The sequence below is a fragment of the Priestia sp. 3CA3 genome (assembly GCF_056836725.1).
In genome coordinates, this window is record NZ_JBXENJ010000002.1 from 788,861 (window position 1) to 808,100 (window position 19,240).

Consider the following 19,240-nt stretch of genomic DNA (forward strand, 5'->3'; position numbering starts at 1 on the left):
ATTCAATGAGTGAAACCCTTTTTTGATTATCTGCGGCTAGCTGTGCTTCTGCTTTTTTGCAGATGAGCTTTGTGCCGTATAGCTAACAGGCTACTTTGTGACTGAAATACTGCCGTTATGAGTGGCTAATTTAATAATATTCTTTCCTTTTCCAATAACAGCGTCCCCATCATATTTATTCAAGATATCTACTTTCCCGTTGTCGACAGAAACGTTAAATTGAACGTTACTTGGTTCTTTTTCCGTCGTAATCTTAATCTTTCCATTGTGCGTTTTAAAGTCAATATCTCGATCAAGTTCTTCTGTTTCAAGAGCGATGCTTCCGTTATGCGTTTCGCCTTCTAAACTACCTTCCACGTTACTCAGCGTTATTTTCCCGTTATTTCCTTTTGCTTGAACCGTTTTTGCTGCAGCATTTTTTATGCTTGTAAGTCCATTGTGTACGCTGGTGTTCAAGTTTTGTGAATCAATGTTCTCTAATTCTACACGTCCGTTGTTTGCGCGAATGGAAACATCTGCTGCGCGTAATTTTTTAACAGACACATACCCATTGTTGCTGGAAATCCCCAATGAATTATACTGTTTTTCAGGCAGATAAACGTTGATGGATAGCGGTTTTAATACACTAACAATGTCAAAATTGACCCAGCTGCGCTGTTGTTCACTATAAGAGATAAAAAGCGTTGAATTTTTAACGTCAGTAGTGAAGTCTCTTTTTATGTTAGGAGATGTTTCGCCTTTTAATGTTACTTTGATATCATTGCCTTTACTAGGGTATACATGAACACTAGTATTATCCGTATCGATGTTTACCTTTGATACTTGATTGCTTTTAATAACTTTTTCTTTTGAAATAGGTTCAGGATCAATAGCACGATACGTAAGGAGGCCTCCTATAATCCCAACAAGGATGAGAATACCTGCAAGAATGGAGAGTTTCTTTTTATTCAGCACGTTTTAAACCGCCTTTCACGAGTGATACATTGTATTTTAGATAACGTACAAAGCCTTTTATAGCTAGCTTCGTTACAACTAACATACCCAACATAATAAAATATCCAATTCCGCAAAATGCTAAAGACATAAATAAATTAAAGAGAAAAAAGCCGCTCGAATGTACAATAGCCTCACCAAGAACTAGAATCGGAGATAGCAAGAAACATAGACCTATGGCCCAAGCTGACAAAATAAAGCCAGCTAATGCGACGGCGGGTCCAAGAACAATCACTACATTAAAAAAAGCTAAACCGATTACGGCCCACGTGGCTCTTAAGATATTTTGAGTTGTTGCCTTAGCTGTTGCTTGCTCAACATGATAATCTGCCAGCAGTTCTTTAGCTATTTGATTCGGAGAACCTAGCGACGTTACAATTTCTTCTTCCGTTTTTCCTTCTTCTAAACCGATGGAAAAATGTTCTTCATAATCTTGTAAAATATCTGCTCGTTCTTTTGAAGACAATGGTTTTAAGGATTCATTTAATTGCTGTAAAAAGCTACTCTTTGACATTGTTCACACCTTCTTTAATTAATTGATTAACACCTCTTGAAAACTCGTTCCACTCATCGACAAGTTCATATAAATAATCTCTTCCTTTATCTGTGAGCTGATAATACTTTCTTGAAGGACCTTCTGTAGATTCTTTTAAATACGTTGTAAAGTATTCTTCTTTAGTTAACCGGCGCAGCAAAGGATATACGGACCCTTCTGATATTTCAATTTGATCGGAGATTTTTTGAACTAGTTCATATCCATAGCGGTCTTTTTTATCAAGCAACACAAGGACACAAAGCTCTAAAACTCCTTTTTTAAATTGCACGTTCACTGTTCTTCACCCTTTTCTTTTCACAGTCCACTACTGTTTATTGTATAGTACTGATTCATAATGATTTCCTAATAATTACAATATATCACCAGCTATTGTTTATTGCAAGGTACTGTTTAATATTTTTTTAATTTTAACCATTTTACAGTCGTAGGGTGTTTTTTTATAAAGCAAGGTTCAATCTTCTTTTCTAATTAGCTTGTAAATAAAATTATTTTAACGTACCCAAAAGAAAAAGTAGTCTATAGCTATAGACTACACAGCAGCGATCATGTCAGGCTATTTATCCTTAGCTTGTTGGATAAATAAAAAGAAAACCGTTATTAAAATAAAATAATTTAGAGGATTTTTGAAAATATCCCCTCCTAAAGCCAATTGTAATAAAATCCATAAAGCGAAGATCACTAGTACGGCTGGTATTATAAGCTTGTTCATACATCACTCATCCTTCGTTTAAAATAATAAAGCAATCATGGCTCTCTATACTTGTTTCATACTCTAACATTAAATCCATAAATAGCTTTAAAAGCATACTGATTGAATGTTTATAAGAATATCACTTTTAAGATAAAATTTAACAGCTGTTATCGCATTTGATAGAAATGTCTTACGTACATTTGATTTTTTTGTAATAAATTGAAGAAAAAAGAAACCGTTATTTTACATTTTCAAACAATAAAAAACAGCCAATTTTATGGCTGTTTTAAAGTAGACTGCTATCAAAAATTTCATTTTCTAGGTGGTGCAAATCTTTCATTATTCATGAATTTTCCATCCATTTAAGGCTTTGGCCGTATCGGCGGTAAAATGATCAATGATTTCACTTTTCCCGCTGTCCATAGCAGTAATAGCTGCCATGTCTTCCTCACTTAAAGTGAAATCCCAGATGTTAAAGTTTTCAGAAATACGTTCTTTATGAACAGATTTTGGAATGGTCACAACACCGCGTTGAATATGCCAGCGCAAAATAACTTGTGCGACTGTTTTTCCGTATTTCGCACCAATACCGGAAAGTAATTCATTTTGGAAGATATTATTCTGACCTTCTGCAAATGGTCCCCATGCTTGTATTTGTACCCCGTATTCTTCCATCACTTTTTTTGCATCTTTCTGTTGAAAGAACGGATGATTCTCCACTTGGTTTACAGCTGGAACAACTTCATTATTTAGGATTAAATCAACTAAACGATCCGGATAAAAGTTGGATACACCGATAGCACGAATTTTCCCTTCTTTATAAAGCTCCTCCATTGCGCGCCAAGAGCCATAATAGTCATTAAACGGCTGGTGAATTAAGTACAAATCAAGATAGTCAAGCCCTAGCTTTTCTAAAGAAGCATAAAAGGCTTTTTTAGCATTTTCATAACCTTGATCTTGAACCCAAAGTTTTGTTGTAATAAAAAGCTCTTCTCTTGAAATACCGCTTTTTTTGATGGCCGCACCAACTGCCTCTTCATTCATATAGGCCGCCGCTGTATCAATTAAACGATACCCTGCTTCAAGCGCGTTGGATACGGCCTGTTCACATTGAGCCGAATCAGGAACTTGAAATACACCGAATCCTAAGATTGGCATTTCCACACCATTGTTTAAAGTAACGTTTTGCATATAAAATTCCTCCTGTTTTACATCGTAAGTTTGGTTAACCTTGTACAAACATTATCCTAATCCCTTCGTGTAACACGAGGTCAAGAACTTTACATAAATTAAGTTAAATCTTTCAATGAGGAATTAAAGCGTATACGGTGAAGGAAGTGGATAAACTATACTTCAGCTTTATGTTCTGCAGGGTATTTGTTTAGATTGCTTTGAGGGTACTAACAAATTTATTAACTTGAACGATCACCCTCCTCTTGCCTTCGTGTTACACGAATGTGATAGGATGTTAACCAATAATAAAGAAAAAATATTTAGGGAGTGGCGAAAGTGTATACGGTGAAAGATGTAGCTAAGCTACTTGATATAACGGAACATACCGTTCGTTTCTATACGGATAAAGGATTAGTGCCGAGTGTACAGCGTGACAAAAACAACACTCGCCTTTTTGATCAAGAGTCCATTAACTGGCTTACAGGTGTAAAATTTTTAAAACAATGTGGAATGACAGTAGAAGACATTAAAACCTATGTGAATTTGTGTTTAGAAGGTGGAAGTACCATTCGTGAGCGCTATGAGATCATTTTAAAGCAAAAAGAGATTGCTCAAGCTCAGTTAGAGGAAGCTAAAAGAACCGTACAGTATATGGAAGAGAAAGCAAATCACTATCTTGACATTATGAACGGATTATCTCCAGATGACACGAACCCTGGCGAATGGGAGCTGCTATATAATAAACCATTCCAAGGATCTTAACATCACCTCTATATCAGCAGAAAAAAGGCGTATCTATCATACCGCATAGATACGCCTTTTTACTATACTCGTTTTTCAACTTTCACTCTATTTAACATGTCCCGGGCAATTACAGCTGTTTTACTCCATTTATTTGAGCTAGACCGATGTCCTGTTAGTTTCGAATGTGTGCAAATTCCCCCTGCAGTTCTTTTAAAAACGCATCAGCTGCAGCTGAAAGAACATGATGCTTTTTCCACACAATATTTAAACCTGATTCAAGTCTTGGCTGTAACGGTCTGAAACAAAGATTGCTGTTAGTAGACGTATTGACTATTTTATCAAGTGTTATGGCATACCCAATGCCTTCTTCAACCATAATGGCCGCATTATATGCAAGATTGTATGTAGTAACGATGTTTAATTTATGAAAGTCTTCGCCAAACCAATCCGAAAATTCATTTTTTGAAAATGTCTGCTTCATGGCCTGTCGTGAACAGATTAGTGGAGCGTTCAATAAATCCGCAGCTTGAATGCTTTCTTTGAGGGCAAGAGGACTGTCTCTTCTCATCACAACGCCCCAAACATCTTTGGCAGGGATATTAAGATAATTGTATTTTGAAATATCAGCCGGTTGAATTAAAATGCCAAAGTCAAGCAGCCCCTTGTCAAGCCGTTCCGTTATATCTTCTTCGTTTCCGCTGTAGAGGTGATATCGTATATTTGGATAACGTACCTGCACATCTTTTGCGACTCGTGCAATATGTTTCATTGCTTCTGTCTCCCCGCCCCCTATATAGATATCACCACCTATTGTTTCTTCCATGGAACTAAACTCCGCCTCTAATTTATCGACCATATTAACAATTTCCTCTGCCCTGTTTCTCAGAAGCATTCCTTCATCTGTCAAAATGATACTGTGACTGCTGCGAATAAATAATTTTTTGCCTAACTCTTGTTCAAGATCTTTTAATTGTCTAGACAGTGTTGGCTGTGTCACATGCAAAACATCAGCGGCTTTCGTGATGTTTCCTTCTCTTGCAACCGTAAGAAAATACCGCAAAACTCGAATTTCTATATCCCTCTCCTCCTTTCATAAGCTTTAGTATATACACTCCAGAAATGCTTATCAAACATATCATGATATAAGATATAAGTATTTTTTATATTTGGAAGAAGCCGTTAGAATAAACAACAAAGAAGTTCATATCACACCATCAACATCTTTAATAATTCAATGTGGAAAGGATCTTAAGATGAAAAAAATGTTATATCTGCCTTCTATCTTAGTAATAAGCGCTGCACTCGCTGCTTGCGGCAACAATCATTCTTCTGCAACCGACCATAATGCCAGTAAGCATTTAAACCGCGTACCAGAACAAACAGAAGAAGATAGTATTTCAAATACAAGAATAAAGTTAACGTTCAACAACAAAGAAGTGTTTGTTAGGATGTACGATAACCCAGCAAGTAAGGATTTTCTAGCTCAACTGCCTTTAACCGTAACGTTTGAAGATTATATAGGTAAAGAGAAAGTTAGTATTTTACAAAAAAGATTATCTATAGATGATGTACAAGCCGGAGACCTATCCAAAAAAGGAGACTTTGCTTATTACGCTCCTTGGGGAAATGTAGCTATTTTTTACAAAGGTCTTGAAGATGCTACAAACGACCTTATCATACTAGGTCAAATTGAATCAGGAAAAGAAAATGTTGAAAATGTTGATGGTGATTTTACAGGTAGAATTGAAAAAGTGACTAAGTAAAAACATGACAATACACCTTTAAACACCCGCTTTACAGCCACGAGAACACAACATTTTTTAGAAAGAAGGATCTTTATTTTATGTCTAAACAAAACAAGCTACTTATATTTGTCTTAACTTTAGGAGCTTTCGGTATTATCAATACTGAAATGGGCGTTATAGGGATATTACCCTACATTGCGGATCACTTTCATATCAGTGTATCAAAGGCAGGATGGCTGGTGAGTCTCTTCGCGCTTACCGTGTCAATATCCGGTCCAACGATGCCGTTATTATTTTCGGGAGTCAATCGCAAGAAGGCAATGCTGCTTGTACTTGGTATTTTCATTTTAGGTAACATTATCTCTATCTTTACTTCTAATTTTGCTATTGCCATCATTGCGCGTGTGATTCCAGCTATTTTTCATCCAATTTATTTTTCAGCAGCTTTTACAATGGCAGCGAACTCAGTCAGCAAGGAAGAGGCTCCAAAAGCTGTTTCAAAAGTCTTTATTGGCGTATCTGCAGGTATGGTACTTGGTGTGCCAATCGCAAGTTTTCTTGCAAGTACAGTCTCGTTTCAACTATCAATGACGTTTTTTGCTGTTATTAACGCGATAGTATTTATTGCTACGTGGGCATTCTTCCCTTCTATGCCTGTTACAGAAAGACTTTCATACGGAGAACAGCTCAGCGTATTAAAAAAACCCGTTACTTGGCTTTCTATTATTGCCGTCCTTTTACTGAATTCAGCAGTATTTGGGGTATATAGCTATCTTGCTGAGTATCTTAAAAGCGTTACGAACCTCTCTGGACAATTAATTAGTTTCATGCTGGTTCTGTACGGTGTGGCAAATATTATCGGAAACATTATCGCAGGGAAATTACTTACGAAAAATGCCATTAAAACTGTAGTCGTTTTCCCTTTCGCATTGGGAATCGTTTACATCATTTTATTCTTCATCGGACAGTTTACTTGGCCGATGGCTATCATGACTTTAGTTTGGGGAATATTTGCTGGTATAGGAACGAATATTAATCAATATTGGATTTCCTCCGCAGCTCCAGAAGCCCCTGATTTCGCGAATGGATTATTTTTAGCATCCGTTAACTTAGGAACAACCATTGGTACAGCCGTAGGTGGACTGTTTATATCAGGAATGGGTATACAATACGTTGTACTAGTAGGCATCTTGTCATTAGTATTGAGCGCAATATTTATTTTACCAAGAAGTTATATGAAACGTCCTGTAAGTCAACTTTCAAAATAAGACATTAACGCAACTTTCTTTCGGGATCCCTAGTAGGATCCCTTTGTTTTCTTTTATTACATCTATGAAAAGCTGAATTCTATTCTAGTCAATACTTACAGAATTAATAAATAAAAAATGGAGGATTTGAAATGGAAAAACATACTAAAGTTGCACTCGTCACCGGCGGAAATCGGGGTATTGGCTATGAACTAGTGAGACAATTGGCGATGAAAGGTTTTAAGGTCATTTTGACGAGCCGAAATTCAGAAACCGGACATAAAGCCGTGCAAAAACTTAAAGACTCTTATCTTGATGTTTCGTTTGTAGTGATGGATATAAGCAGTGAAGCCAGTATCCGCCAAGCTGCAGCTACAGTAAGTGAACAATATGGACGATTAGATGTGTTAATTAATAACGCGGGCATATATTTAGATAAAAATCAAAAATTAGTGAACTTGGACCCTTCTGTTCTAGAAAAAACGCTAGAAACGAATTTCTTCGGTGCTTACCACGTAATCCGTTCCTTTATGCCTCTTATGGAACAGCAAGCCTACGGAAGAATTATTAATGTTTCCTCCGAATATGGAGCAATGAGTGAAATGTCTTCTTCAGGAGTGGGCGCTTATAAGTTATCCAAGCTTATTCTAAATGGCTTAACGCAATTAATAGCTGCGGAAAGCACCAAAGATATCAAAATTAACGCGGTCGATCCAGGATGGGTAAGCTCAGATATGGGTGGACCATCAGCTCCAAGAACGCCGCAGCAAGCTGCTAGTTCTATCCTTTGGTTGGCAACGATTGGACCTGAAGGACCTTCCGGAGGCTTTTTTAAAGATGGAAAACAAATCAATTGGTGAACTTTTATGGCGTTAAGGCTATTTCCTATGACATCTTGAACGCATAATAAAAACCCTACGGATTATTAGGAATAATCCGTAGGGTTTTTGCTTCTAAGATACATACGATCTATTATTTTATGCTATTATATTCCTCATCTGTTACTGGTTCTAACCATTCCGGCGTACCGGCAGTGATGGCAATGTGTTCAAACCAGCTGTCTTTTGCAGCACCATGCCAATGTTTGACACCATCATGCGTCACAATAACATCTCCAGCTTTTAAGAATTGTGCAGGTTTTCCTTCTTCTTGGTACCAACCTTCGCCACCCGTTACTAATAGAAGCTGAAATCCATCACGATGAATATGCCAGTTATTGCGGCATCCAGGTTCAAAGGTTACATTTCCAACTCCAACGTTCACTTTAGGATCTGCGATTAAGGTTTGAAGATAGCTTTGTCCAACGAAAAATTGTGCATATGCTTCATTCTTTTCACCTGCTGGAAAAATAACGCCATTTTTTACTTCTTCATGTTTTGCCATTTTGATTCCTCCAATAATATCATTCATAGTTGTATCTCTTGGCTCATTCGTTAGCCGTTTATTTTAATTTCCCGCCAAATACCGGGAAGTAGCTGTGCTCACCATAATCTTGAATAGGTTCGACATTTTTCAAAATTTCCATATCTGCATCGCTGATCACAAAATCAAGCTTTGCATTGATTCTCATATGATCTGGATTTGCCGTCTTAGGAATGACTGCAAGACCAAGCTGAATATCATAGCGCAGGCAAAGTTGAGCAACAGACACTCCGTATTTATCAGCTATTACCTTCACTTCTTTATTATCAAGAACCGCACCGTGCGCAATTGGTGAATATGCTTCTACCAAGATGCCATTCTTCTGGCAGAACTCAATTAACTCCAAAGGCGTATTGCTCACATGTGCCAATATTTGATTGACCATAGGCTTGATTTCACAGCTAGAAAGAATATTCTCTATATCATCCTGAAGGAAGTTAGAAAGGCCGATTGCCTTTACCTTCCCTGCCTTATAAGCATCCTCCATTGCTTTCCATGCCTCTTTGTTTTCTTCGAAGTAGTGTTTCTCTTCTCTAAACTCCGTCCAAGGCTGTGGACTGTGGATAATTAGAAGATCAATGTAATCCAGCCCCAACTTTGTTAAAGACTCATCAATGGAATTCGTAACTTCCTCATAAGTTTTTGCTTCTGCTGCAACCTTTGTTGTAATAAAGAGTTCTTCTCTTGCAACACCGCATGAACGGATTCCTTCGCCTATGCCAGCTTCATTCATATAAGCTTGTGCCGTATCAATATGGCGATACCCGCTAGATACCGCATCGCGCACTGCCTGAGCTGCCTGTTCGTCATCAAGCAGCCACGTACCAAGACCTAATAGTGGAATTTCTACACCGTTTGATAATTTATACGTTTCGTTAAACATGTTTTTTATCTCCTTTGAATTGTTTATTTTTCTATACTTTAAAAGTATCTATCTGCCTGTTAAAAGTAAATCAACATTGATTGATTAATCAACATCTGTCTATAATTATAAAAGCAAATAAAATCCTTTCAATCGTTAATTGAAGGCAATTCGTTGATTACTCAACAAATGAAGAGGTATTGTTGAATATCTTTTAAAAAAAGTGAGGTTTTTAAAATGGCGAAAGTGGATAGAAGAATACTCAAAAGCCAAGAGGCTATAAAAAATGCAGTGACTGAATTAATGACCCAAAAACGATTTGATGACATTACCATTCAGGATATTGCCGACAAAGCAAATGTTAACCGAGGCACGATTTATCTTCACTATATGGATAAATATGATTTATTAGATAAGATGATTGAAGAACATATGAACAACCTCGAAGAACTATGTCATTCGGCTGCTGATATGACGTTCCAAGAAGGAAATTATGTTTGGTTTGAATATTTTGAGCGTCACCATCTCTTCTTTTCAACCATGTTAGAAAGTAAAGGCGCTCATTATTTCCGCAGCCGTTTTCTCGAGTTAGTCATCCAAGAGTATGGTCCTGAAGTTGATACAACTGAAGGAGAAAACAAAGGGTTTCGTAAAGAGGTTGTTATTCAGTTCTTTGCCTCGGCCGTTGTAGGGACAGTAGAATGGTGGTTTAAAAACGGGATGCACGTTCCAACCGATGTAATAGCCGAGCAAACCGGCATATTGTTAGATCGGAATTTGGAATAATTTAATCCGTTTTATACGTACACATAAATGAAAATTCCCCCAAAGTGTAAAAGTGGCAGAAACTTTCTTATTAGAAGATTATATTAATAAGCTGAGTTAGAGATGATATGACTTGCAGTCAGATAAAGAGATCCTCTCAACATAAAAGAACAGCACTAAACCTGCTGAGTATCCATAGGTTTAGTGCTGCTCAAACATTTTGTTTTTTTAACGGATATTGATTTTTACAGAAGGAGTCATTTCTATCGGGAATAACTCTTTATTTTTTAGTTAATTTATAAACAATGTTTAGCTAGTAAAAATTAATCCAACTTCTTTATAATCTTTGCGGGGTTCCCTCCCACTACTACATGATCTGGAACATCTTTTATCACAACAGCTCCGGAAGCGACTACAGCATTATGTCCAATTGTAACGCCTGGATTGATGACAGCTCGTCCCCCAATCCATACATTATCTCCAATCGTGACGGGCTTGGTATATTCAACTTCTGTAATTCGCTGTTCTGCATTCACAGGATGAGTATTCGTATAAATATGTACGCCCGGTGCCATCATGCAGTTCTTCCCTATTGTAATTCGTCCCCCATCTAAAAGTGTGCAGTCAAAGTTCGCATAAAAATTTTCTCCTACGTGGATATTGTATCCGTAGTCGCATCGAAAGTTAGATTCAAGGTAAATGCGTTCTCCTGTTGAACCAAATAGTTCCTTTAGTAACTCCGTACGCTTTTCATAATTCGTCTCATCTGTACCGTTAAACGAACGAACAAGCCTTCTTGCATCTTCCCGGTCCTTTACTAATTCTTGGTCTGCTGGAAAATACAGCTCGCCATCCACCATTTTTTCTTTTTCAGTTTTCATTGATTCATTCTCCATTCTTGTTATCAAATTTCCCACTAGATTGAATTCGTTTACATTTTATCATGATAGTCAATACAAAAATAAGATGTTTATAGATTCCGGTCAATAGCTCGAACACAAAAAAGCTAAGAAACCACGCTGCTTTTGTACCATGGACAGCTACTAATTACTTTGTATATGTTTCCTTAATAATCGAAACAGACGCTGCTCCCGTAGCAAGTAAAATACCTGAGATTAAAATCATGCCCGGCATAGAAGATCCGATTATTGGGAACAAAGCAAAACTCAAGCAAGAAGCTATAATTTGCGGCAAACAAATACTTCCATTAAATAACCCTAGATATGTTCCCATATTCTTTCCTGACAGGGCGTTCGTAAGCATCGTGAACGGAAACGTCATCATAGCAGCCCAAGCGATGCCAATTAAAATAAATGAAGCAATCAGCATCCATTGATTGTGAATAAAAAAGACAGATCCAAAACCAATACCGCCTAGCAGTAAACTAAAAGCATACGCTGGCTTACGTTTGTTGTTGGCTACGCGTGACAAAACTAGTGACCAAATGACTGCGGCAATCGACTGTACAGCTGATAAAATGCCGAACCAGTTACCAGCTGCTTGATAGCCGGAGCTAGACGGCTGATTCGTATACCAAACGTTTTCAGCGACTGCACCTGTACCGTATGTCCATAAATATTGAAAGCCCATCCAGCAGAAAAATTGAACAAGTGTGACCGTCCAAAAAACCTTTGGAGCGTTGCGAAGCAGTTTAAAAACGTTTACATTTTCTTTTGTAGCTTCATCTGGAATACCATGGTATGCTGCAAATTCTGCAGGTGAATATTCTTTTACTTTAAGTATTGTAAATAAACTACAAATAATTAACACAACGGCTCCAACATAAAATGAAATAACAACTGATTGTGGTACTACCCCTTTTGGTGCACTATTTGATACGCCTAATACCGTTAAAACAAAAGGGAAAATACAGGCTAGCACAGCACCGCTGTTTGATAGAAAACTTTGAATAGAATAGGCAAACCCTTTTTGCTCTTCATTGACCATGTCTCCAACCATCATCTTAAATGGCTGCATGGCTACATTTGATGATACGTCCATAAACAAAATAGTGATGGCGCCAAAAGTCATAGCAGCCACCGCACTAAAACCAAAACTGCCGGCGTTTGGCAGCAAACACATAACAATTACGGCTACAATTGCGCCAATCAGTAGATAGGGGATACGACGGCCAAGCCTTGGCATCCAGGTACGATCTGAAAAATAACCAACTAAGGGCTGAACCACTAAACCGGCCAACGGCGGTAAAATAAAGAAAAAGCCTAATGTAGTTGGATCAGCACCGATTGTTTGAAATATGCGTCCCATATTTGAACTCTGTAATGAGAATGCCATTTGTACACCTAAAAATCCAAAACTAATTAACCATATGGTACTGATCGGTAGATAAGGTAAGTTTGGCTGAACGCTTTTTTCACTGGTTTCAACGATTCTTTCTTCTAACATAACTGCCTCCTATGATTCAATTAACAGCCGCAAAAGATAGATGTTCTGATGTAAAGTGCTACGACATTCGTTGTGAACGTTTTCAAAACAACGATGAATACTGTAAATGTTAGTGTCTTTGGCTGGCTGTTTTCTATTTTGCTAGATTACTTCAGGAATACGGCATAACTAATAGTCCTGTCTAAAAATGCTGTTTGAGTATGTAAGAATTTTCACTATCTGCTCATCCGTAAGCTGCTGACTATCGCTTATACCTTCTTAAAAGTTTCATAAAATCTAATTATTAAAAACATTAGAATACTTTTATTTGAACATTATATACTAAACTAATAATTTAATGCAATCGTTTGCACAAATTATTTTTTAAATATTTAAAGACCTTCGAATCTCGTGACGCTATGCGTACATACTCATTATCATCGCTTTAATATTTCTAAGTCAAAGGAGGCTTTACTCTTGAAATCTTATAAAAAACCCAAAGAATATACGTATTCCTTGGGTTTGAGTTCCTTTAATTCACTTAATTTCCTTCTGGAGCAATCCATAATAGAACAGAGATTATCTGTAATATAACTTTAACTGAAGGTTTTTGTAACCATAAGGATTATAAAGAAGATAACCGCGAAGAAAAATCCTTGACTGACAGGGCTAGTAGTCTTTTTACCTAAGGATTTTCGGGTAAATAGCTTGAAAAACAATGGAAACAGAATGCCTCCAATGATTGCTGTAATTAGTGCTTTAACTAACATCCAATACTCCTTTCTAAAAACTGTTAATATCCCTATATAGCTGGTTCAGTAGAGAAAACAACATCGCCCCATTTCCCGGGCAAATATTTTGGTAACCAATTAGGAATGTTTAAGAGTTGATCCCTTTAGCTATCACACTACTTTCTTATGTAAAAGGTTTTACAATTAAAAGCATAATAAACATGATAATCGCAAACAAAGCTCCCTGAAGAACAAAGTTTATTGGCCTATGAGTAGCTTCACTTGCTTTTAGAAAATACTTTGACCATCTTGTATGCATCATTACTTTTGCACATAAGCTAAATAAAACCCCCGCAACGATTGCAGCAACTACTGTTTTTAAGATATAAATTCACTCCTTTCTAAAACAATTGAAGCATACCCATAACTTAACATAAACACCTAAATCATACAAAAAAACCATAGAGTCGAAAACGTATGGTAATCGCCCGTAAACCATTCGTTTACAGACGAAACTGTGAATTAGACTACGAAATTTTGTGAAAAACCGTTCGTTTCCTTACTACTAACATCTTTATCTATATTACTCATATTTAATAAACCCTCTAAAAGAAAATAATAGCCAATGTTAATGTTTGTATGACTACAAGTACAAAAACAGGCTTTAAGATTCCTTAAAGCCTGTCCACTTACCTTTCTTCCTGAAAATCCCTTTTTATACTCCAAAACATTCTCATTAAATCTTCATAAAAAAACATCGTTAGATAACCTAGTATGGTAACCCCCGCTGAAAATTTACCTAAATCTAAAAATAACCCTACGAATACAAGAATGATTCCAACCACAAAACCAGGATCTGAAAAATCCTCGCTCTTTTTTCAATCAATTGCTATTTTGCTTTGAAATGATTGATCTCCCTTAATCAATTCATCCAGCGTCACATTATAAAGCTCACTTAACTTAATAAGGTTCTCAATATCCGGATACCCTTTATTATTTTCCCACTTATAGACGGCTTGTCTAGATACATTCATTTCCCCAGCTAGGTCTTCCCTGGACATCTTTTTTTCTTCCCTTAGCTTCTGCAGCTGTTCCCCTAAATTCACTTTCATCACCTCTAAGGCTTAGCTTACAATAAATATGTAAAAAATTCCATAAACGCTTAGTAACAAGCTGTAAACCATTGGTTAACGCGGCAAATATAAAGCGTAATCACTGGACATGTACAAATTCAACACAGAAAAAAAGCTAGCATAAAGCTAACTTTTTTAAGTTAGAGATAAAGGCAGGCTAATAATTAGCAACCGCCAAATCCTCCCCAACAAGCACAGCCAATAATGATTAATAAGATAAACAGCACGATAATTAAAGCAAAACCACTGCCACCGCCGTAACCGCAGCCGCCGCCATAACCATAGCCACAACCTCCGCCATAACCGCCAAAGAACATAAACTCCACCTCCTTCTTCTTCATACATTTAGCATATGATAAAAAACGAAATGTGCTCCACGAAGTGGATAAACTACGTTTTATATCACTATAAAAAAACAATAACCTTTTAGTTTCTTTTACATACAATGAAGCATCCTCAGATCCCATATACGAGTTTTACGCCCTCTGCAATAGAGTGTTTGAATTCCGCCCAATCAGTTCTATTGCGTATAAAAGCACTCCCTCACAACCTCGAATAAAAAAGTCTTTCTCAAATTAGAGAAAGACTTTTTTATTGTTATTAACAGCCAAATCCGCGGCCGTAACAGCTGCATCCAATAATGACAAGAAGAATAAACAGAACAACTAATAAAGCAAAACCAGAACCAGCTCCACCATAACTAGACATATAAACACTTCCTTTCGTGATATTTAACTAAAGGAAAAAACTTTAAACTTACATGGGTTAAGGTATTATATGTAGACACAGCTCATATCGATTGGATTTTGGTCTAAAATGGGCTATTTTGTTTAACGATAGCTAAATAACATCCTAAATTTCACATAGTAAAAACCCTTCATTGTTAAAATGAAGGGACTTTTTTGGCTATCAGCACCACGGACGAGGTCTAGGAGGACAGCTTGGAGCACAAAAATGTTGGTGCGTTTCCTGACATACAACGGATTCTGTATGCGGGAATGAGTGCATATATTTATAATTTTTTTGATAAACATTTGTAGTATGACTCGGATGCACCACTGGCACAAACACATCTTGACCAGTAAAAGATGTATTTTGTTTAACTGGGTCATACTGAGCAGGCATGGTTTGAGGAGGCAATTGACCACAAGGTTTAGCTTGAGGATAACCACAGTTACCTTGCTGAGGATACATAGCCCCGTGATAACCACCGTAATTAGAGTGCTGATAAGGATAGTTGTTTCTCATATTAAAAATCTTCTCCTTTCTGTTAGTAGACTCCTATTACTGTATGTGAAACAACAATAGAATGTTTGGACAAATACCTAAAAAAGACCCTAAATAGTTAGGGTCTTTTTTACTAAGAGAAAAAATGTGTATCCTTAGTAACATAGCTATGATACTAAGAAATAAAAGGTTTTTTAATGCCCATTATTCCTCAAGATTAACATCTATCGCTCCGTTATTAATATTATTTAAAATGGTTTTGTTTTTATCGTCTAATTCATTACGTAAAAGTGAATTACGCGTCGCTTCGTATAAATCGTAGCTTCTTTCATCAACTGGAGAATTATGATCTTCACATATCATTCTTTCTGATTCTTTGGATTGACCTCCCATATCAGTCACCTCCTCTGTATAGTATGTGAGTTGATTAGAAAAAACATAAGAGCTTTATCTGGCTACTGTTAGGTAAGGTTTAATCAACGGTTAGCTGTTTCTGTATATTTTGTTTACATATGACCTTAGGTGGACACAACCGTTTCTTGAGCTTGCTTGTGAATGATTTCTGGAACTTCCAGCAGTGAATGAACGGTTATCATTTTACCTTTTGGCGCAATATCAATTTCAACTTGGTTATAGCTCCACTCCAGTTCAGAAGGTACGTGAATCGCATGTATCCCAACTTCTACTGCCGGTCTTATATCGGTTTTTAATGAATTGCCAATCATCCAAGTCTTTTTTGGATCGTACTTAATTTGGTTTAGTATCTCTTTTAATGCAGATGTATCTTTTTGTTCAGAAATAAATACCCTTTTTTCAAAGTATTTAGCTAGCTCTAGCTGAACAATTTTTCTACCTTGATTTTCCTCGTCTCCACCTGTGTGTAAGTAGAGATCATGTCCTTGTTCTTTAAGCTTATCTAATACTTCATACATATTTGGCAAAGGCTCTACCGGTACTTCAAATACACTTTGACCAATTTTTTTGACTCTTTCGACTCTACCTTCATGAATATCTTGATGATTTTGTTCACTAAAAAACAAATAAGTAGCTACTAATGATTCTGGAAAACGGGAAGAGTGAAGGCCGTACTTTTCGATGCTTTTTAAATCTATCTCTAACTGCTTTTGTTTTATTTCTTCCTTAGTCAGCTTCTCAAACCATTCCTGCAATTGAGCCACAAAAGCATTTATGGTGTCTCTAAAATATTTATTACAGTGAACAAGCGTATCGTCTAAATTAAAAAGTAAGGTTTGCTTCTGCATTTCGTGAAATCCTTTCTACAATGGATGTACAGACAATATATATATATATATACTAACCGCTTTACCTATCCACGCCTAAAACCAAGATGAATTTTCCAATACCTTAGGCACAAGTAATTGATTACTACACTGAAATGAGAATATTTAGTGGAAAGATCCTTCTAACATATAAAATAGAAGGATCTTTTTATAAAATAAAACGCTGCAGAATATTCCTGCTAATAAATATAACGTTCAAAATATTCTCTATTCATATTTGTTTTGAACGTAGAGGTACTCAGTCCTGAACGATTTATTAGCGGTTGGCTGCCTTCGTCTTCTTTAGGTATATTCATTTCAAGACCTTGTATAGTGAAAGGATCATACATATACGTTGTTCGTTCAGTTTCTGTATGCGACATTAACTTCACCTCTATTAATAGCCCTCGTTTTTTTAAATCATGTTAACTCGTTTACAGCAGATCCTCTAATAAAAATAGCTACGTTTCATAGGTCTTTTCGCTAAAAAAGATCCGCCGTTTTCTACTTTTTTTATTACGTTGTAATTTCTTGTGGCTCTTCGCCTTCAAGGTCAGTAAAGAAATTTTCTAAGGATTCCCTTGGGTCAAGAGCACGTCCGTCTTCTTCGACAATACGGTTAAGCGTAGGATCATTATTGCTATCTTTATTTTTATAGTTGTTATAATCAACTCTTTCTGCAATTCCTGAATTATCAACGCCTTTAAAGTCTTTCTTTGGCATAAAAACACCTCCTAGCCCTATTGTTTGAAAATTTGAAGATAAAATAAGTGGAAGGTTAAGTTATATTTTTATTTCCCCAGAATTAATTAGATACTTGTTGCTAAGAGATATGTACAACATGCTTAATTGTTTTACGAAATGGGGAAACTAAAACGTCAAAACTGAATTTACAGAGGAAGAATAACTAAACACACTTCTTAAAATAGCTATAAAAAGCAATCATTTTTATTAATCCAAAGACTAATTCTTTAAAGAGTTAGTCCTTTGTCATTCAATTAGTATACTCTTGAACATGAAAAAAGAATGACAAATGAACTGTCATTCTTTCTCCTACACATGGCAAGCGTATAGTTTTCTTCACAAGGAAATGAAACATGTAATTCCACTTTTCACAGCGTAACTTGTTTCTACTCTTTAGTATCATTAAATGATAAGGTCTAAACACCCACAAATTACCATGTATATACTTCTTGTCCTCTAGGAAACTTAAGGAAAACAAGGAGGTGACACAACATGGCAAACAACAAAAGCAGCAACAACAACGAATTATTAGTATACGGTGCTGAACAAGCAATCGATCAAATGAAATATGAAATCGCTAGCGAATTTGGTGTAAACCTTGGTGCTGATACAACTGCACGTGCAAACGGATCAGTAGGCGGCGAAATCACAAAACGTCTTGTTCAATTAGCTCAGCAACAACTTGGCGGCGGACGCTTCTAAGACAACTTTATAATTGATGGCTGAAGGAAGAATGGATCTCCATTCTTCCTTTTTGTACGAATAAAAAAGGAAGGAGAGATTATATGCAGCAAAATCAACCGGCTAAAGAAAATGCCGGCTTTACTGAAAAATCAGCAGCTTCTGCAACAAATGCTCAAAAAGTAAAACAAGAAATCCAAAGAGACATAAATGAAGGACAAGGTGCAATGACTTCTCGAGAAGCAGGCGCAATGCGCGATTAAAAAAACACTTTAAGCAGTTTTTAATCACGGACTCTTTATATAAGAACCTATAAAAGTACCTCAATTAACCGAGGTACTTTTAGCAGTCTACTCTATTTCGACGGGGGAAATACTGTGACTTCGGGTGTGTTTCATTAGGTCTATACTGGTGAAACACAAAGGCAAACGGTCTAATCCCCAATATATAAAAGGCGAGCCTGCCTTGTCCACCTGAAAAATAATTAGTTTGTATTTTGTCTCTCGCCATTCAGCCCTTCTTTTATGTACGCGTTAACCTGACTATTTGAAAGCAACCCAATATGTCCAATGCCATAAAGTTGAATATATTTCTATATCTTGAACAAACGAATCAAGACGCCGTGAAGCATCTAACCATCTCTTTATTAACATAATACCAATTGTTAGAAACAACATGTAAAAAAGCTCTCTATCGAAAGGGACTGACCCCTGTTTTTGAGACAGGGATCAAAACACCTTTTAAACGACCAGTTGCCGATATTGTACCGGTGACTGGTTGTTTAGTTTTGTTTGAATACGGGCATTGTTATAATACGTAATATAGTTTTTGACGGTTTGCTCTACGATGGTGGTCGTAGTA

General features: G+C 36.6%; 25 protein-coding genes and 2 pseudogenes. 7 read left to right on the plus strand and 20 right to left on the minus strand.

Annotation, left to right across the window (positions count from 1 at the left end; all coding sequences use genetic code 11):
- Positions 1–90: 90 nt before the first annotated feature.
- The 5 genes from AC1VNJ_RS09310 to AC1VNJ_RS09330 all read right to left on the minus strand — a co-directional run bounded on the left by AC1VNJ_RS09310 (position 91) and on the right by AC1VNJ_RS09330 (position 3,431).
- Positions 91–954 carry a DUF4097 family beta strand repeat-containing protein gene (locus AC1VNJ_RS09310; protein ID WP_482640687.1) on the minus strand — a complete coding sequence of 288 codons (864 nt, stop codon included), beginning with the start codon at positions 952–954 and terminating at the stop codon, positions 91–93.
- Positions 944–1,507 (minus strand): HAAS signaling domain-containing protein, encoded by a 564-nt coding sequence (locus AC1VNJ_RS09315; protein WP_028409939.1) that lies wholly within the window; start codon positions 1,505–1,507, stop codon positions 944–946. The genes AC1VNJ_RS09310 and AC1VNJ_RS09315 overlap by 11 nt, the downstream gene beginning before the upstream one ends.
- Positions 1,494–1,823: a PadR family transcriptional regulator gene (locus tag AC1VNJ_RS09320; RefSeq protein ID WP_028409849.1), complete on the minus strand. Its 330-nt coding sequence runs from the start codon at positions 1,821–1,823 to the stop codon at positions 1,494–1,496. Before AC1VNJ_RS09320 ends, AC1VNJ_RS09315 begins: the two co-directional genes overlap by 14 nt.
- Before the next feature lie 279 nt (positions 1,824–2,102).
- Positions 2,103–2,258 carry a hypothetical protein gene (locus AC1VNJ_RS09325; RefSeq protein WP_242614906.1) on the minus strand — a complete coding sequence of 52 codons (156 nt, stop codon included), beginning with the start codon at positions 2,256–2,258 and terminating at the stop codon, positions 2,103–2,105.
- A 321-nt stretch (positions 2,259–2,579) separates the two neighbouring features.
- A complete protein-coding gene (locus AC1VNJ_RS09330) occupies positions 2,580–3,431 on the minus strand; it encodes an aldo/keto reductase (RefSeq protein ID WP_482640688.1) in 852 nt (283 codons plus the stop codon).
- 318 nt (positions 3,432–3,749) lie between these two features.
- Between AC1VNJ_RS09330 and AC1VNJ_RS09335 the strand changes: the two genes are divergently transcribed.
- Complete coding sequence (locus tag AC1VNJ_RS09335) at positions 3,750–4,175, plus strand: MerR family transcriptional regulator (RefSeq protein WP_050690266.1); 426 nt, start codon at positions 3,750–3,752, stop codon at positions 4,173–4,175.
- 154 nt (positions 4,176–4,329) lie between these two features.
- On the opposite strand, the gene AC1VNJ_RS09340 is transcribed toward AC1VNJ_RS09335, so the two are convergent.
- Complete coding sequence (locus AC1VNJ_RS09340) at positions 4,330–5,232, minus strand: LysR family transcriptional regulator (protein ID WP_482640702.1); 903 nt, start codon at positions 5,230–5,232, stop codon at positions 4,330–4,332.
- 178 nt (positions 5,233–5,410) lie between these two features.
- Here AC1VNJ_RS09340 and AC1VNJ_RS09345 point away from each other — a divergent pair, with 178 nt between their 5' ends.
- From AC1VNJ_RS09345 to AC1VNJ_RS09355, 3 genes are all read left to right on the plus strand, one after another.
- Entirely contained in the window at positions 5,411–5,920 is a 510-nt protein-coding gene (locus AC1VNJ_RS09345; RefSeq protein WP_482640689.1) for a cyclophilin-like fold protein, read from the plus strand.
- A gap of 80 nt (positions 5,921–6,000) precedes the next feature.
- Positions 6,001–7,170: an MFS transporter gene (locus AC1VNJ_RS09350; protein WP_482640690.1), complete on the plus strand. Its 1,170-nt coding sequence runs from the start codon at positions 6,001–6,003 to the stop codon at positions 7,168–7,170.
- A 131-nt stretch (positions 7,171–7,301) separates the two neighbouring features.
- Complete coding sequence (locus AC1VNJ_RS09355; protein ID WP_098112457.1) at positions 7,302–8,009, plus strand: SDR family oxidoreductase; 708 nt, start codon at positions 7,302–7,304, stop codon at positions 8,007–8,009.
- A gap of 112 nt (positions 8,010–8,121) precedes the next feature.
- Here AC1VNJ_RS09355 and AC1VNJ_RS09360 read toward each other — a convergent pair whose 3' ends face one another.
- Complete coding sequence (locus tag AC1VNJ_RS09360) at positions 8,122–8,532, minus strand: cupin domain-containing protein (protein ID WP_047751802.1); 411 nt, start codon at positions 8,530–8,532, stop codon at positions 8,122–8,124.
- 58 nt (positions 8,533–8,590) lie between these two features.
- Positions 8,591–9,454 carry an aldo/keto reductase gene (locus AC1VNJ_RS09365; protein WP_482640691.1) on the minus strand — a complete coding sequence of 288 codons (864 nt, stop codon included), beginning with the start codon at positions 9,452–9,454 and terminating at the stop codon, positions 8,591–8,593.
- A gap of 216 nt (positions 9,455–9,670) precedes the next feature.
- Between AC1VNJ_RS09365 and AC1VNJ_RS09370 the strand changes: the two genes are divergently transcribed.
- The gene (locus tag AC1VNJ_RS09370) at positions 9,671–10,219 is read left to right on the plus strand and encodes a TetR/AcrR family transcriptional regulator (protein ID WP_154989911.1); all 549 of its coding nucleotides are present in this window, start codon (positions 9,671–9,673) and stop codon (positions 10,217–10,219) included.
- A gap of 302 nt (positions 10,220–10,521) precedes the next feature.
- On the opposite strand, the gene AC1VNJ_RS09375 is transcribed toward AC1VNJ_RS09370, so the two are convergent.
- From AC1VNJ_RS09375 to AC1VNJ_RS09420, 10 genes and pseudogenes are all read right to left on the minus strand, one after another.
- On the minus strand, positions 10,522–11,079 hold the full coding sequence (locus tag AC1VNJ_RS09375; RefSeq protein WP_033580019.1) for a sugar O-acetyltransferase: 558 nt from the start codon (positions 11,077–11,079) through the stop codon (positions 10,522–10,524).
- Positions 11,080–11,245: 166 nt separating this feature from the next.
- Positions 11,246–12,604: an SLC45 family MFS transporter gene (locus AC1VNJ_RS09380; RefSeq protein ID WP_028414902.1), complete on the minus strand. Its 1,359-nt coding sequence runs from the start codon at positions 12,602–12,604 to the stop codon at positions 11,246–11,248.
- 1,591 nt (positions 12,605–14,195) lie between these two features.
- Positions 14,196–14,420, minus strand: a pseudogene (locus AC1VNJ_RS09385) (helix-turn-helix domain-containing protein); the annotation flags it as partial.
- A gap of 191 nt (positions 14,421–14,611) precedes the next feature.
- Positions 14,612–14,764: a YjcZ family sporulation protein gene (locus AC1VNJ_RS09390; protein ID WP_013058439.1), complete on the minus strand. Its 153-nt coding sequence runs from the start codon at positions 14,762–14,764 to the stop codon at positions 14,612–14,614.
- A 283-nt stretch (positions 14,765–15,047) separates the two neighbouring features.
- Entirely contained in the window at positions 15,048–15,155 is a 108-nt protein-coding gene (locus tag AC1VNJ_RS09395; protein WP_081213975.1) for a YjcZ family sporulation protein, read from the minus strand.
- 201 nt (positions 15,156–15,356) lie between these two features.
- On the minus strand, positions 15,357–15,695 hold the full coding sequence (locus AC1VNJ_RS09400; RefSeq protein ID WP_028414903.1) for a CotD family spore coat protein: 339 nt from the start codon (positions 15,693–15,695) through the stop codon (positions 15,357–15,359).
- Positions 15,696–15,878: 183 nt separating this feature from the next.
- A complete protein-coding gene (locus AC1VNJ_RS09405) occupies positions 15,879–16,067 on the minus strand; it encodes a hypothetical protein (RefSeq protein ID WP_482640692.1) in 189 nt (62 codons plus the stop codon).
- 125 nt (positions 16,068–16,192) lie between these two features.
- Positions 16,193–16,936, minus strand: coding sequence for an HAD family hydrolase (locus tag AC1VNJ_RS09410; protein ID WP_482640693.1), 744 nt, complete (start codon positions 16,934–16,936; stop codon positions 16,193–16,195).
- A 218-nt stretch (positions 16,937–17,154) separates the two neighbouring features.
- On the minus strand, positions 17,155–17,337 hold the full coding sequence (locus AC1VNJ_RS09415; RefSeq protein WP_482640694.1) for a hypothetical protein: 183 nt from the start codon (positions 17,335–17,337) through the stop codon (positions 17,155–17,157).
- A gap of 133 nt (positions 17,338–17,470) precedes the next feature.
- Positions 17,471–17,677 (minus strand): hypothetical protein, encoded by a 207-nt coding sequence (locus tag AC1VNJ_RS09420; protein ID WP_154989905.1) that lies wholly within the window; start codon positions 17,675–17,677, stop codon positions 17,471–17,473.
- A gap of 513 nt (positions 17,678–18,190) precedes the next feature.
- Here AC1VNJ_RS09420 and AC1VNJ_RS09425 point away from each other — a divergent pair.
- Both AC1VNJ_RS09425 and AC1VNJ_RS09430 read left to right on the plus strand, forming a co-directional pair.
- Positions 18,191–18,400 (plus strand): alpha/beta-type small acid-soluble spore protein, encoded by a 210-nt coding sequence (locus AC1VNJ_RS09425; RefSeq protein WP_047750082.1) that lies wholly within the window; start codon positions 18,191–18,193, stop codon positions 18,398–18,400.
- Between the two features lie 83 nt (positions 18,401–18,483).
- A complete protein-coding gene (locus AC1VNJ_RS09430) occupies positions 18,484–18,642 on the plus strand; it encodes a hypothetical protein (RefSeq protein ID WP_165636196.1) in 159 nt (52 codons plus the stop codon).
- Between the two features lie 221 nt (positions 18,643–18,863).
- On the opposite strand, the pseudogene AC1VNJ_RS09435 reads toward AC1VNJ_RS09430, so the two are convergent.
- Together AC1VNJ_RS09435 and AC1VNJ_RS09440 are read right to left on the minus strand one after the other, a co-directional pair.
- Positions 18,864–18,965, minus strand: a pseudogene (locus tag AC1VNJ_RS09435) (esterase); the annotation flags it as partial.
- Positions 18,966–19,119: 154 nt separating this feature from the next.
- Positions 19,120–19,240, minus strand: a 121-nt coding sequence (locus AC1VNJ_RS09440; protein WP_482640703.1) for an IS3 family transposase, incomplete at its 5' end; no start/stop codon positions are given.

Excerpts from the sequence above, each read along its gene's own strand:
- AC1VNJ_RS09315 (WP_028409939.1), bottom strand. The coding sequence starts at position 1,507 with ATGTCAAAGAGTAGCTTTTTACAGCAATTAAATGAATCCTTAAAACCA.
- AC1VNJ_RS09325 (WP_242614906.1), bottom strand. The coding sequence starts at position 2,258 with ATGAACAAGCTTATAATACCAGCCGTACTAGTGATCTTCGCTTTATGG.
- AC1VNJ_RS09330 (WP_482640688.1), bottom strand. The coding sequence starts at position 3,431 with ATGCAAAACGTTACTTTAAACAATGGTGTGGAAATGCCAATCTTAGGA.
- AC1VNJ_RS09345 (WP_482640689.1), top strand. The coding sequence starts at position 5,411 with ATGAAAAAAATGTTATATCTGCCTTCTATCTTAGTAATAAGCGCTGCA.
- AC1VNJ_RS09350 (WP_482640690.1), top strand. The coding sequence starts at position 6,001 with ATGTCTAAACAAAACAAGCTACTTATATTTGTCTTAACTTTAGGAGCT.
- AC1VNJ_RS09355 (WP_098112457.1), top strand. The coding sequence starts at position 7,302 with ATGGAAAAACATACTAAAGTTGCACTCGTCACCGGCGGAAATCGGGGT.
- AC1VNJ_RS09360 (WP_047751802.1), bottom strand. The coding sequence starts at position 8,532 with ATGGCAAAACATGAAGAAGTAAAAAATGGCGTTATTTTTCCAGCAGGT.
- AC1VNJ_RS09365 (WP_482640691.1), bottom strand. The coding sequence starts at position 9,454 with ATGTTTAACGAAACGTATAAATTATCAAACGGTGTAGAAATTCCACTA.
- AC1VNJ_RS09370 (WP_154989911.1), top strand. The coding sequence starts at position 9,671 with ATGGCGAAAGTGGATAGAAGAATACTCAAAAGCCAAGAGGCTATAAAA.
- AC1VNJ_RS09375 (WP_033580019.1), bottom strand. The coding sequence starts at position 11,079 with ATGAAAACTGAAAAAGAAAAAATGGTGGATGGCGAGCTGTATTTTCCA.
- AC1VNJ_RS09380 (WP_028414902.1), bottom strand. The coding sequence starts at position 12,604 with ATGTTAGAAGAAAGAATCGTTGAAACCAGTGAAAAAAGCGTTCAGCCA.
- AC1VNJ_RS09390 (WP_013058439.1), bottom strand. The coding sequence starts at position 14,764 with ATGTTCTTTGGCGGTTATGGCGGAGGTTGTGGCTATGGTTATGGCGGC.
- AC1VNJ_RS09395 (WP_081213975.1), bottom strand. The coding sequence starts at position 15,155 with ATGTCTAGTTATGGTGGAGCTGGTTCTGGTTTTGCTTTATTAGTTGTT.
- AC1VNJ_RS09400 (WP_028414903.1), bottom strand. The coding sequence starts at position 15,695 with ATGAGAAACAACTATCCTTATCAGCACTCTAATTACGGTGGTTATCAC.
- AC1VNJ_RS09405 (WP_482640692.1), bottom strand. The coding sequence starts at position 16,067 with ATGGGAGGTCAATCCAAAGAATCAGAAAGAATGATATGTGAAGATCAT.
- AC1VNJ_RS09410 (WP_482640693.1), bottom strand. The coding sequence starts at position 16,936 with ATGCAGAAGCAAACCTTACTTTTTAATTTAGACGATACGCTTGTTCAC.
- AC1VNJ_RS09415 (WP_482640694.1), bottom strand. The coding sequence starts at position 17,337 with ATGTCGCATACAGAAACTGAACGAACAACGTATATGTATGATCCTTTC.
- AC1VNJ_RS09420 (WP_154989905.1), bottom strand. The coding sequence starts at position 17,677 with ATGCCAAAGAAAGACTTTAAAGGCGTTGATAATTCAGGAATTGCAGAA.
- AC1VNJ_RS09425 (WP_047750082.1), top strand. The coding sequence starts at position 18,191 with ATGGCAAACAACAAAAGCAGCAACAACAACGAATTATTAGTATACGGT.
- AC1VNJ_RS09430 (WP_165636196.1), top strand. The coding sequence starts at position 18,484 with ATGCAGCAAAATCAACCGGCTAAAGAAAATGCCGGCTTTACTGAAAAA.